The following is a 12742-nucleotide window of genomic DNA, read 5'->3' on the forward strand; positions in this document are numbered from 1 at the left end:
GGAATGAGTCATGCTTAAGCGTTTCTTTGTTACGGGTACAGATACCTCTGTCGGCAAGACCGTTGTATCCCGCGCGTTGCTACAGGCTCTGGCAGCAAGCGGTAAACGCGTTGCAGGGTACAAACCGGTCGCAAAAGGCAGTAAAGAGACGCCCGAAGGATTGCGGAATAAAGACGCCCTGGTGTTACAAAGCGTCTCGTCACTGGAACTGCCATATCACGCGATCAATCCCATTGCCTTAAGCGAAGATGAAAGCAGCGTGGCGCACAGCGGTCTGATTAATTACACCCTGTTGTCCGACGGTCTGGCGAACCTGAGCGAGATGGCCGACCATGTCGTGGTGGAAGGTACCGGCGGATGGCGCAGCCTGATGAACGATCTGCGCCCGCTTTCTGAGTGGGTGGTGCAGGAGCAACTGCCGGTGATCATGGTGGTCGGTATTCAGGAAGGGTGCATCAACCATGCGCTTCTGACGGCGCAGGCGATTGCCAATGATGGATTGCCGTTGATTGGCTGGGTCGCAAACCGTATCAACCCGGGCCTGGCGCACTACGCGGAAATCATCGACGTGCTGAGCAAAAAACTGCCGGGACCGTTGGTGGGCGAGCTGCCTTATTTGCCGCGTGCCGAACAGCGTGAATTAGCGCAGTACATCGATCTCTCTTCCCTCGGTCGCATGTTGTCCGTAGATCGAGTCGTGGCGTAACGTCCGCGACAAGACGGACGCGATCACGCAGGCAATCAGCAAACCGGGCAGCAAAAAATACTGCCCGGTCATTTCACAGACCATCAACGCAGACATAATGGGCGCATGGGTCGTCGCGGCGAGTAACGTCGCCATGCCTGCCAGCCCCAGCAAAATCACCGTTTCAGACCCCGGAAACCACAGCCCGAAGAGTTGTGCAAACAGCATTCCTGTGGCCATGCCGACAAACAACGTCGGTGTGAAAACCCCGCCCGGCGCGCCAGAACCGCTGCTTGCCAGTACCGCCAGCAATTTACAGATAAATACACCTGCTATCACGGACAGCAGCGGTGGGGCGAGCAGAAAAGCCTGAACCACGCTGTAGCCATTCCCCCACACGTCAGGCGTCAGGAGCGACAGCAGCCCGACGATCGCTCCGCCGAGCGCCAGTTGCCAGGGCGGCGAAAGCCTGAGACGCAGAAATAACGAATGGCTGAACGCCATAAGCCACATCAGCAGCGGTCCGCACAGTCCCGCCAGCAGGCCTGTCACGACAAGCAGGCCATAATCTGCCGCACTGAGTAGGCCACTCAGATGGACGTCATAGAGCGTACCGGCACCGGGCGCTAAGAGTCGCGTGGTAAGCAGGGCTACCACCGCCGCAATCACCACCGGCCCGAGCGAGGCCAGCATCAGCGTGCCAAACAGAATTTCGGCAATAAACAGGCTGCCGGCCAGGGGCGCGTGATAGGCGCTGGCCATCCCGGCCGCGGCTCCGCAGGCAATCCATAATTTCCATTCGGATTTCGGCGTAAAGCGTTGGGCGAAAAAGGAGGCGGCCAGTGCCGCAAGCAGGATCATGGCACCTTCGCGGCCGATGGCGCTCCCGCTGGAGACAACCAGCAGTGACGCAAGGGATTTTACGAGGCTCGAGCCATAATCAAACTGGCCGTCGCCCGTCTCCAGTGCTTCCATATAATCTGTCGGCGCATGAGGTCGTTGCGCCGTAAGCCGCTGCCATCCCCACAACAATAACCCCGCCGCCAGCCCTCCCAGCGCGGGCGTGAGCGCGCGACGCCACGGGGATAACGCAGCCGCGGCATTCACCAGACTGCCGCTGTTGTTACTGAGAAACAGCCACTCCAGCAGATACATGCTGTGGCGGAACACCGCGACGGCCAGCGCGGCCAGTATGCCGGTGAGGGTGGCAATCAGAAGTCTGCGAAACATCGCGCGGATGTCGGGATAAGCGTGAAGACGTTGCATGGGCCGCAATTAAACGTGGGAGATACAATATTGTGAGGGGAAATCGCGGGGTTAGCAAAAGGTATGCGTGCGATGAACCGTGTCGGCCTGAGCAAATGCGCTGTGGGGGAGCGTGCCGCCGGGCAGGTCAGCGCCATACGTCTGGCCCGCCCGGCGGAGTGTTTTCGCTTAACTCTCGCTGTGAATATTCAGCGCCCGGCGCGTACGGCCGGAGCTGAGATACTCGGCAATATAATCCTGTGAGATCTCGCCGTTATAGCGGCCCTCTTCGTCGACAATCGGCATCCAGCTGGTGTTGCTCTCATACAACCGTGAAAGCACCACGCGCAGGTTATCCTCCGCTTTGCCGGTCATACGGAACGGATGCAGGATATCGGCACAGGTGCCGCTGGCATTACGCGCTTCCCGACGCTTCACAAAGCCCAGCGGTTTACCCCGATCGTCCACGACGGTAATGGCGCGAATATCGTTGTCATCCATGATCGCAAAGGCGTCAGAAAGCAGGGTAGAGCCCCGCACGGTGAGGGTCGGTTGCTGGTCGGTGACATCGCCTGCCGATACCAGCAGCAAACGCTTGAGCGTACGGTCCTGGCCGACAAACGAGCCGACGAACTCATTCGCCGGTTTTGCCAGCAGTTCGTCCGGGCTGGCGCACTGGACAATACGCCCCTGGCGGAAGACGGCGATACGATCCCCAAGCTTCAGGGCCTCGTCGATGTCATGGCTGACCAGCATCACGGTCTTTTTCAGTTTGCGCTGCATCTCCAGGAACTGGTTCTGGATCACCTCGCGGTTTATCGGGTCCACCGCACCGAACGGTTCATCCATCAGCAGTACCGGAGGATCCGCCGCCAGGGCGCGGATCACGCCGATACGCTGCTGCTGACCGCCGGACATTTCACGCGGATAGCGGTTGAGAAATTTATGCGGGTCCATGGCCACCATATCCATCAGCTCTTCAGCGCGGGTTTTACATCGGGCTTTATCCCAGCCCAGCATGCGCGGCACCACGGTGATGTTCTCCTCAATGGTCATGTTCGGGAACAGACCAATCTGCTGAATAACGTAGCCAATATTGCGGCGCAGGGTCACGGTATCCATCCCGCTGGTGTCTTCACCGTTAATCAGGATCGTGCCGCTGCTTGGCGCGATCAGACGGTTAATCATCTTCAGGGTGGTGGTTTTCCCACAGCCTGACGGGCCGAGGAGGACGCACATTTCCCCTTCAGGCACGTTGAGGTTGACGTTGTCGACGGCCTTAACGCTCTGGCCGTGTTTCTGTGAAAATTGTTTGGTGAGGTTTTCCAGTTTTATCATTATCGTATCCCCTTTGGAGTCAGGACTACCTGCAGACGATGCAGCAGCCAGTCGAGCACAATCGCTAAAAGACAGATCATCAGCGCACCCGCAATTAACATTCGAATATCGCTACCGCCGATGCCGTTAAGCAGCAGCAGGCCAAGGCCGCCAGCGCCAATCACTGCGGCAATGGCCATCACGCCGATGTTCATCACGACGGCGGTGCGGATACCGCCAAAAATCACCGGCAGTGCCATCGGGATTTCAACCCAGCGCAAACGCTGCCAGAAGGTCATCCCGATACCACGTCCGGCTTCACGCAGGCCCGGCGGCAGGCTGTCCAGCGCGGTATGGGTGTTACGCACAATTGGTAGCAACGAGTAGAGAAACACCGCCGTGATAGCGGGCAGGGCACCAATGCCCTGACCGATCAGCGAAAAGAGCGGGATCATCAGGCCAAACAGCGCAATGGACGGTATCGTCAGCACAATGGTGGCAATCCCCAGCACCGGCGTCGCCAGCCATTTGTGGCGGACAATCAAAATCCCCAGAGGGACGCCGATGAGTATGGCTAGCCCAACCGCCAGCGCCACCAGCCACAGGTGTTGCAGCGTCAGGGTTAACAGATAGTCCCAGTTATCCAGAATGTAGTGAATCGTCTCCATAGCGCCTCCTACAGCAACTGTTTGCTACGCAGGAAATCACGGGCGACCTGCTGCGGTGACTGATGGTCGATATCCACCTTCTTATTCAGTTCGGTGATAACGTCGTTATTGAGCTGGGCGGAGAGAGTATTCAGCGCCTCTTTCAGACCCGGATTGGCGTCAAGGGTGTCTTTACGCACCACGGGAGTGACCGCATAGCTCGGGAAGAAGCCTTTATCATCTTCCAGCACCTTCAGGTCGAAACCTTTTACCCGCCCGTCGGTGGTATAGATAAGCCCGGCATCGACGAAACCGTCCCGCACCGCGTTATAGACCAGGCCCGGGTCCATCTGGCGGATCTGCGGGCGATCCAGTTCCATGTTGTATGCCGCCTGCAGCGGTTTCATCCCGTCGCTGCGTCCGGCAAATTCGAGGTCCAGACCCAGCAGCCAGTTTTTATCCGGATCGGTTTTACGGATCTGCTCAATCTTTGTGACCATTTCAGACATGGTGTTGATGTGTTCCGCTTCGGCGCGTTTACGCTGCATGGCGAAGGCGTAGGTATTGTTCATATCGGCGGGGTTGAGCCATACCAGACCGTGCTTCGCGTCCAGGCGTTTCACCGTCTCGTAAGACTCCTGTGGCGACATGCGCTTGTCGATGTGGTTAAAAATGATTAACGACGTGCCGGTGTACTCCCAGGTCATATCAATCTGTTTGTTGATCATCGCGTTGCGGGAAATGACCGTAGCAATATTGGTCTGTGGCTGGACCTGAAACCCCTTCTTTTGCAGATACTGGACGGTCATGGCCGAGAGAATGTGCTGCTCGGTAAAGCTCTTGGTCGCCAGGATCAGCGGGGCCGCTATCGCCTGGCTGGTGAACAGTGCCGCGGCACACAGCGCCGTCAGGCTGGATATCAGTCTCATAAAAGCTCCTTGTTATTGTTATCGAGCGAGATGTGGACTCATCACGCGACCCAGCGCAGCCAGCAGGGTGTCGAGGATCAGAGCAAACAGGGCGGTGGCCGCCGCGCCGAGGATCAGTGTCGGGAAGTCGTTGAGGTAGATACCGGGAAAAATCAGTTCGCCGTAGCTGCTGGCACCAATCAGGAAGGCCAGCGGGGCGGTACCCACGTTGATGGCGGTGGCAATGCGGATCCCGGAGAGCATTACCGGCCAGGCGTTGGGAAGTTCGACCTGGCGCAGACGCTGCCATTTCGTCATCCCAATGCCATTAGCCGCTTCCAGTAACGACGCCGGAACCGAGCACAGTCCGGCATAGGTGTTTCGCACTATCGGCAGCAGCGAGGCGAGGAACAGGGCGATAATCGCAGGCGTATCACCGATACCAATCACCACCATTGCCAGCGCCAGAACGGCCAGCGGCGGCAGGGTATTACCGACGTTAAAGATCTGCATCACGTATTCAGCGATACCGCGTGCTGACGGGCGGCTCAACAAAATGCCGCTGGGAATACCCATCAGCAGGGCAAAGAACATGGATGAGAATACCAGGATTAAATGCTGTTGCCCGAGGTAAATCAGGTCAACCTGACGCGCCTTAATTGTATCCAGCCCAATTCCCCAGGTGAGGAGGGCAACGACCACAATAATGGCGCCGACAAAAAGCAGCGAACGTTTGAGTAATGGGTGCATTGCGATGTGTCTCCCTGTGCGCATGCGTTATAGCAACCACGGGTTGCCTGTTGTTATGCCATGTTTCGGCAGGGGTAGATGACCTATAGCAAGCGTTTGGGATGGGTTCCAGCGAAGGGGGAAAATCAGTAACCCTATGAAATTAGTGACAACCTTAGGTTAAGCCTTATGGAGCAAGGGCTGGCTGTGGGGCAGACAGAATTGTCCTAAAGCGTAATTTAAAATGTGACAGTGTCACATGGCGTGAGCGTCTCCTCACGCCTGCGACCCTCATTATCGGCTGAAGGCGGCGCGCACCCGGCGAACGCGCACTGAGGTGCTGATGATGGAAAAGGCGGCGACAACGACGAGCATCACCCCAAGCGCCAGCATGGCGTTAAACCCAATCCACCTGAACAGGATCAGCCCGGCGATACCGCCGGTAATAAACGAGAAAATGGTGGTTAAGTGGGTTTTGAGCTGACTTTTTTGCGCTGCCGTATCTTTGGAATAATCCCGGCGGAGCATCGCCACCAGGACCGAGGCCAGGGATATTCCCGCGTCCGTCAGCGTGCCGGTAATATGGGTTGATCTTACCCGGCCGCCGGAAAGCTGGGTCGACGTTGAATTATGAATCCCCATCAGACCACAAAGAAAGATAATAATTTCACGGTTAGTCGTGAGGGCATGGAAATACATCTCGTAACAGGAAACGCCGGTCAGTAATAATCCCTCGACCAACAGTATCTGGCAAAAAACCAGCCTGATATTATGGATAATCCCCCATAACACGATGATACGGGCCATGATTGCGCCGGCAACAAAAGACAGAATAATGGCGCCAAAGAACAAAATATCATTCAGATCGGTAGAGGAAACTTCGCTGGATAATTGGGAGGTATTGCCGGTCATATGGGAGGGAAAAAAGCCAAATGCCCCGAGGGCGATGGCGTTGAGCAAGCCTGCAGAGGTCGCCAGCCAGAGTGCGAGCAGGCGATCCTCCTGATGCGTTCGTTCTTTTTTGAGTTTAATCAGCAAGAATACCTCCGGGTTGAGCTTTGCCTGACTATTCAGGCTAGCAAAGCGGTGCAAGGGGCTGTCCAGGATATTGCTTAATTATTATTCCTGATAACGGCATTCAGGGTTTTGTAATTAAATAAAATATCCTTGCTGAATGTGTGAGGGCTGAAAAACTTACACCATACCGTTATTCCCGTGACGTAAAAATGCCGGTCGCTGATTAAGTCGTTCGAACCAGGCGTTAATTGCCGGCACATCAGGCTTATCAAATGGCGTCATTTTCCAGCGGTTCACCGAAAGACCAAGTACCACGTCTGCAAGGGTAAACACCTCGCCCGCCGTATAGGCTGCAGTGCGTTGCAACTGCTCCTCCAGAATAGCGATGCAGTGGTTCCACGCTTTAATTCCGGCGGCAATACGCTCCGGGTCGTTATAGTCCGGGTTATTGCGTCCCAGTGCCGGAAAGACATACCGCCAGGCATTGTTAAATTCGCTTGCCTGCCAGTCCATCCAGCGTTCGACGTTGGCGCAGGCCTGCGGTTCCGTTGGCAGGAGATCCTCACGGCCGGCTTTACGTGCCAGATAACGGCAGATTGCGTTAGATTCCCAGAGGACGAACTCGTCATCGAGCAGCACGGGAACCATGGCGTTGGGATTCAGGGCGCGGAAGGCAGCGGTTTGCGTGGAGGCAAAACCGCTGCCGTAGTCTTCCTGGTGATACTCGATACCCGCTTCTTCGCAGGTCCAGAGCACTTTACGTACGTTGATCGAGGTTGTCTTGCCCAGGATGCTTAACATGATGCCGGTGTCCTTTTAGAGATGCAGTGTTTAAAAACTCTACACCGGTTCTGGCGAACGGATGGAGAAATCTGGAAACGATATCGCAGGCAAGGAAACGAAACGCTTAGTCAGTGGTGACAACGAACATTTTTGCCTGCTGTGCCAGCTGGCGTTCAGCTTTGATCGGGGCATATTTTTCCGAATGGTAAAACGCCAGCGCCTGCTGCAGTGAAGGGAACTCAAAAATGCCAGCAAAGGGTAGCGGTTCTTCATCGCCTTCAAGGAGTTCAACAACAGGACCAAAATGCAGAATTTTGCCGCCGGCCTCTTCAAGTGCCAGTCTGAAGTGAGGGGCAAGATTGGCCTGCCGTGCAGGGTCTATAACACGTAAATTGATATGGATAAATGCGGGCATCATGATACCTTGAATAGCATTAATAGTGTATATACACTATTTTATCTCACCGTATCTGTCGAGCGTAAAGTATGAACACTGTTGATCTGGCGTTACTAAAAACCATCCCCGAGACCTGTCCGGCGTATCAGGCACGTGCAACAGCACGGGCTATTACGCGTTATTACAACGCCTGCTTCAGACCTTATGAATTGACGGCAGAACAGTTCAGCCTGCTGGTGGGGATCGGCGGTGGCGTAAATGAAACGGTGGCAGGGCTTGCATCAAAGGCCGGGGTGGATGCAACCACACTGAGCCGAAACATACGGATTATGGAGTCCCGTGGGGTTATTGAATCAACGGGGGGGCGCGGGCGCCGTGGAAAACAACTTAGCCTGACCTCGCAGGGGTGGGCGCTTCTGACATCCGTGATCCCCGTATGGCAGTCCGCAAGAGAGGAATTGTCACGTAAAATGGGAAGCGAGCAGCTCAGCCTGACGACGACGATGATGAAAGACCTGGCAAAAACCAGCACATCATTTTGAGCCTTTCCTGCTGTCGCAGACACGTTCTGTGGGCAACGCCGTCAGCACCACGCGTCATCCCAAAGAGCACCAGCACGGTGCACTCAACTCGCCTTGTCTCACCAAAACGGTGAAAGAGCCTGCACAGGCAGACTTAACAGTTTAATAATTAACATAAAAAATTCTGGCATATCCCTTGCAACGCTTAACACTGAAGGGCAGCACACCACAATTTGAAAAATAGCTGGCTAGGGTTCCGGTTCACTGCGGTGAATGGCTGGTCCAAGAGCTGGCGACCTCTGAGAGGTTACACGGCGGGACAAAAGCCCGGGAGACAGCAGCACCTGAAGGTGTCGCGCTGCCCCCTAATTTTGTGCCACTCAGAGGTCAAGCATGAAGAAAACGCCATTATTCCGCACCCTGGTACTCTCCCTGGCGATGCTGGTCAGTCTCCCCACCTTTGCTGCGGTGAAGAAAGAGTTCAACGTCTGCTGGACCATCTACGCCGGCTGGATGCCCTGGGGCACCCTTAGCAGTAGCAAAATCATCGATAAATGGGCCGATAAATACGGCATCAAAATCAACGTTGTTCAGCTCAACGACTATATCGAATCCATCAACCAGTACACTGCGGGCCAGTTTGACGGCTGCACCATGACCAATATGGATGCGCTGACCATACCGGCCGCGGGCGGCGTTGATACCACGGCGCTGATCCTCGGCAGCTATTCAGAAGGCAACGACGGCGTGGTGATGAAGGGCGAGGGCAAAACGCTCAACGACCTGAAAGGGATGAAAGTCTACCTGCCTGAGCTCTCTGTTTCCCACTATCTGCTGGTGCGCGGCCTGGAAAAAGCCGGCCTGGCCGAAAAAGACGTCACCGTGGTAAACACGTCTGACGCGGATATCGTCTCTGCCTTTGGCACGGCAAATGTGCAGGCGGCGGTAGCCTGGAACCCGCAGCTGTCGGTCATCAAAGGCACGCCAAAAACGACTGAAGTGTTCAGCTCCTCTCAGGTACCGGGTGAGCTTATCGACATGATGGTGGTCAACAGCGAAACCCTGAAAGACAACCCGGCGCTTGGCAAAGCATTGACCGGCGCATGGTACGAGATGATGGGGCTGATGAAAGCGCAGGATGCCACCGTGCTCAACGCAATGGCCGCCGCCTCCGGTACCGATCTGGCCGGTTATCAGGCGCAGCTGAAAACAACCCATCTGTTCTATACCCCGCAGGACAATATTGCCTTTTTAACGTCGCCGGAACTGGCGAAAACCATGCAGCGCGTGGCCACGTTTTCGTTCGATAAAGGGCTGCTGGGCGATGGGGCGCAAAGCGCGGATTTCATCGGCATGCGCTTCCCGGGCAATGTCACCCAGGGCGATGCCAGCAACGTGAAGCTGCGCTTTGACGACAGCTTCGTGAAAATGGCCGCTGCCGGCACGCTGTAATAACGGACGGAACATCCATGCGACAAATTAATCGCCATCCCACGCCCGGCATGCGGCTGATGCTCGTGATGCTGCCTTTCGTCCTGCTGCTGGCCGCATACTTTTTCGGTTCCGCGGTCAGGCTGGAGGCTAACCCGCAGGACAAGCTGCTGCCTGGCCTGCAGCAGATGCTGGACGCGCTATCACGCATGGCGTTTACCCCGGATAAACGCAGTGGTGACTATCTGTTCTGGGTGGACACGCTGGTGAGCCTTGCCCGTCTGCTGACGGGGCTGGTCATCGCCTCAATCATCGGCCTCTGTGTTGGCGTCACCGCCGGTGTTTTCCCGCTGTGGCGCGCGTCGCTCTCGCCGCTGATGACGGTACTGTCGATGATCCCGCCGCTGGCGATCCTGCCGGTGCTATTTATCGTTTTCGGGCTGGATGAACTGTCGAAAGTGATGCTGATTGTCATCGGCATCACTCCGATGCTGGCGCGCGATCTGGAGCATCGCGCGTGCGAAATCCCACCGGAGATTCTGATCAAAGCCCAGACGCTGGGTGCCAGCAGCTGGACGCTGGTGTTGCGCGTGGTGCTTCCGCAGCTGTTATCGCGGCTGCTGACCTCGCTGCGTCTGCTGCTGGGGTCGGCATGGTTGTTTCTCATTTCGGCAGAGGCCATCTCCTCAACCGCCGGGCTGGGCTATCGCATTTTCCTCGTGCGCCGCTATATGGCGATGGATGTGATCATTTCGTACGTCCTGTGGATCACGCTGCTGGCCTGGCTGATGGATCTGGCCCTGCGCCAGTTACATAAAACCTGGTTTCCCTGGGCGGAAGGAGGGAAGGCATGAGCTTTATCACCATCAACAATATCTGGCAGGAGTACGGCGATCACGTGGTGCTGGAGCGCCTCAATCTGCAGGTGAAAGAGGGCGAGTTCTGCTCAATGGTGGGGGCCTCTGGCTGCGGAAAATCCACGTTTTTGCGCCTGCTGCTCGGTCAGGAAGCGCCCAGCCGAGGGTCCATTACGCTGGATGGTAAACCGCTGCGCGCCGAGCCGGACAGCAGCCGGGGCGTGGTGTTTCAGCGCTACTCCGTTTTCCCGCATCTCAGCGTGCTGGATAACGTCACCATAGGGCTCGAACTGCCGCAAGCGCCGCTGTTCGGGCGCCTGTTTGGGGCAAAGAAACGCGCGGCGCGTGAGCGGGCCACCGGGATGCTGGAAAAAGTCGGTCTCGGGCATGCGATGCACAAATACCCGGCCCAGCTTTCCGGCGGTATGCAGCAACGTTTAGCCATTGCGCAGGCCTTCATCATGCAGCCGCGCGTGTTGCTGCTGGATGAGCCGTTTGGCGCCCTGGACCCGGGTATTCGTAAAGATATGCACGCCTTGTTGCTTCAGCTGTGGGGGGAGACCCGCATGACCGTCTTTATGGTCACCCACGATCTTTCGGAAGGCTTTAACCTCGGCACCCGCTTACTGGTGTTCGACAAAGTGCGCCTCGACCCGCAGGCGCCCAACGCCTTTGGCGCCCGTATTACCTACGACATTCCGCTCAACGAGACGCGGCTCTCCGCGCTGAGTGGAACGGCTCCCGATAACGTTTATGCATTAAGGGGTTAACACCGTGAATACCATGACCATGTTACGCGAAGATATCCTGCCCGGCGGCGGTCACCTCTCGTTTGTGCTTAAGCGCGGGCAGATCCTGCGTATGACCGACATTGAAGGTGGAGCAAACGTCAGCCTGCTGATGCTGAATCCGCACGAGAAAAGTGAACGTCTTAACCTGCCCGACACCCTGAAAGGCCAGCACACCGCGCGTCTGACCGCCGGACACTGCTTTTACTCCGACATGGGACGCGTGCTGGCAGGCATCACCGCAGATACCTGCGGCTGGCATGACCCGTTTGGCGGCGTACTGAACGCCGCCGAGGTGACTGAAAAGTATGGCCAGGGACGCTATCAGGAACTGCGTAACGGGTTTTACCGAAACGGAACGGACAACCTGCTGGTGGAGATGGGTAAGTGGGATCTCAACCTCGAAGATCTGCTGATGGTGGTCAACTTCTTCAGTAAAGTCACCGTCGATGACCGCGGTCAGTTCACCTTCCACGGCGGCTATTCGCAGCCGGGCAGTTACGTGGAGCTGTACGCCCCCATGGACACGCTTGTGGTGATGACCGCGCTGCAGCATCCGATGGATCCGTCCCGGGAATATGCCCCACGACCGGTCGCGCTGAGCTGGCGACAGGCTGAGGATGAAGAGGGGGCCGTTAACGCGCTTCTGACGCGCCCGGAAAACGAACGCGCCATGATCAATACCCGGCTTTTCGCCCTGTAAGGAGCAGTAAAATGACCATGATCTCTGAAAAGCATGTGCAAGACGCGGTATTTCGCCACGTGATACCGGCAGGTGAACCGTACCTGTTCGAGGTGAAACAAGGGCAGACGTTGCGCCTGCTCGACCTGGAAGGTAACCAGGCGGTCGACACGCTGTTCTACAATGCGGATAACCCGCGTGAACGTTACGATGCGCAGCGCACATTGCGCCGTCAGAACAACGCCTATCTCACGCGTGGCAGCGTCCTGTACTCCAGCCTCGGTAACCCCCTGCTGACCATTATCGACGATACCTGCGGGCGTCACGATACCCTCGGCGGGGCCTGCGCCCAGGAGAGCAACACCGTGCGATACGCCCTCGATACACGCCATATGCACAGCTGTCGCGATAACTTTCTCTGCGCCTGTCTGCACGATGGCCGTCTGCAAAAACGCGACATCACGGCCAACATCAATTTCTTTATGAACGTGCCGGTGACGCCAGAGGGCGGGCTGACGTTTGAAGATGGTATCTCCGCGCCGGGGAAATACGTCGACCTGCGCGCCGAGTGTAACGTCATTGTCTTGATCTCCAACTGTCCACAGCTGAATAACCCCTGCAACGGCTGGAACCCAACGCCTGCTGAGGTGCTGGTATGGAACTGACGCCCACCCGCTGGCAGCGACTGCGCCAGGCGCTGTACCGCCTGTTTGAAGTCCGTGCCGGACGCATTCT

General features: G+C 56.7%; 15 protein-coding genes and 1 riboswitch. Of the genes, 7 read left to right on the plus strand and 8 right to left on the minus strand.

The features are described from left to right. Positions 1–10 precede the first annotated feature (10 nt). The gene (gene bioD / locus JTA15_RS05590; RefSeq protein WP_014169857.1) at positions 11–706 is read left to right on the plus strand and encodes a dethiobiotin synthase; all 696 of its coding nucleotides are present in this window, start codon (positions 11–13) and stop codon (positions 704–706) included. Here the strand turns inward: bioD and clcB are convergent. From clcB to JTA15_RS05630, 8 genes are all read right to left on the minus strand, one after another. Next, positions 641–1951: a voltage-gated ClC-type chloride channel ClcB gene (gene clcB / locus JTA15_RS05595; RefSeq protein WP_138013786.1), complete on the minus strand. Its 1311-nt coding sequence runs from the start codon at positions 1949–1951 to the stop codon at positions 641–643. The genes bioD and clcB overlap by 66 nt on opposite strands. 168 nt (positions 1952–2119) lie before the next feature. Next, positions 2120–3268: an osmoprotectant ABC transporter ATP-binding protein OsmV gene (gene osmV, locus JTA15_RS05600; protein ID WP_014169859.1), complete on the minus strand. Its 1149-nt coding sequence runs from the start codon at positions 3266–3268 to the stop codon at positions 2120–2122. Then, on the minus strand, positions 3268–3915 hold the full coding sequence (gene osmW, locus JTA15_RS05605; protein ID WP_014169860.1) for an osmoprotectant ABC transporter permease OsmW: 648 nt from the start codon (positions 3913–3915) through the stop codon (positions 3268–3270). The genes osmV and osmW overlap by 1 nt, the downstream gene beginning before the upstream one ends. An 8-nt stretch (positions 3916–3923) precedes the next feature. Beyond that, the gene (gene osmX / locus JTA15_RS05610; RefSeq protein WP_219372947.1) at positions 3924–4823 is read right to left on the minus strand and encodes an osmoprotectant ABC transporter substrate-binding protein OsmX; all 900 of its coding nucleotides are present in this window, start codon (positions 4821–4823) and stop codon (positions 3924–3926) included. 18 nt (positions 4824–4841) lie between these two features. Next, the gene (gene osmY / locus JTA15_RS05615) at positions 4842–5552 is read right to left on the minus strand and encodes an osmoprotectant ABC transporter permease OsmY (RefSeq protein WP_032681133.1); all 711 of its coding nucleotides are present in this window, start codon (positions 5550–5552) and stop codon (positions 4842–4844) included. A 273-nt stretch (positions 5553–5825) separates the two neighbouring features. Then, positions 5826–6569: a YoaK family protein gene (locus JTA15_RS05620; RefSeq protein ID WP_025204317.1), complete on the minus strand. Its 744-nt coding sequence runs from the start codon at positions 6567–6569 to the stop codon at positions 5826–5828. Between the two features lie 156 nt (positions 6570–6725). Continuing rightward, the gene (locus JTA15_RS05625; RefSeq protein WP_014169864.1) at positions 6726–7349 is read right to left on the minus strand and encodes a glutathione S-transferase family protein; all 624 of its coding nucleotides are present in this window, start codon (positions 7347–7349) and stop codon (positions 6726–6728) included. 106 nt (positions 7350–7455) lie between these two features. Then, entirely contained in the window at positions 7456–7749 is a 294-nt protein-coding gene (locus JTA15_RS05630) for a DUF1330 domain-containing protein (RefSeq protein ID WP_223398002.1), read from the minus strand. A 68-nt stretch (positions 7750–7817) separates the two neighbouring features. Here JTA15_RS05630 and JTA15_RS05635 point away from each other — a divergent pair, with 68 nt between their 5' ends. The 6 genes from JTA15_RS05635 to JTA15_RS05660 all read left to right on the plus strand — a co-directional run bounded on the left by JTA15_RS05635 (position 7818) and on the right by JTA15_RS05660 (position 12672). After that, entirely contained in the window at positions 7818–8270 is a 453-nt protein-coding gene (locus JTA15_RS05635; protein ID WP_040017354.1) for a MarR family winged helix-turn-helix transcriptional regulator, read from the plus strand. Between the two features lie 216 nt (positions 8271–8486). Further along, positions 8487–8585: riboswitch (guanidine-I (ykkC/yxkD leader) on the plus strand. A 57-nt stretch (positions 8586–8642) separates the two neighbouring features. Further along, positions 8643–9701 carry a putative urea ABC transporter substrate-binding protein gene (locus JTA15_RS05640; protein ID WP_032681129.1) on the plus strand — a complete coding sequence of 353 codons (1059 nt, stop codon included), beginning with the start codon at positions 8643–8645 and terminating at the stop codon, positions 9699–9701. Between the two features lie 17 nt (positions 9702–9718). After that, on the plus strand, positions 9719–10534 hold the full coding sequence (locus JTA15_RS05645; RefSeq protein WP_219372948.1) for an ABC transporter permease: 816 nt from the start codon (positions 9719–9721) through the stop codon (positions 10532–10534). Then, positions 10531–11307, plus strand: a complete 777-nt coding sequence (locus JTA15_RS05650) for an ABC transporter ATP-binding protein (protein ID WP_014169870.1) — start codon at positions 10531–10533, stop codon at positions 11305–11307. Before JTA15_RS05645 ends, JTA15_RS05650 begins: the two co-directional genes overlap by 4 nt. 13 nt (positions 11308–11320) lie before the next feature. After that, complete coding sequence (locus JTA15_RS05655; protein ID WP_219373232.1) at positions 11321–12028, plus strand: urea amidolyase associated protein UAAP1; 708 nt, start codon at positions 11321–11323, stop codon at positions 12026–12028. A gap of 11 nt (positions 12029–12039) precedes the next feature. Next, a complete protein-coding gene (locus tag JTA15_RS05660) occupies positions 12040–12672 on the plus strand; it encodes an urea amidolyase associated protein UAAP2 (protein ID WP_063925021.1) in 633 nt (210 codons plus the stop codon). Positions 12673–12742 lie beyond the last annotated feature (70 nt).

It is taken from the genome of Enterobacter sp. BIDMC 29, from assembly GCF_019378755.1.
GTDB classification, from domain to species: Bacteria; Pseudomonadota; Gammaproteobacteria; order Enterobacterales; family Enterobacteriaceae; genus Enterobacter; species Enterobacter ludwigii.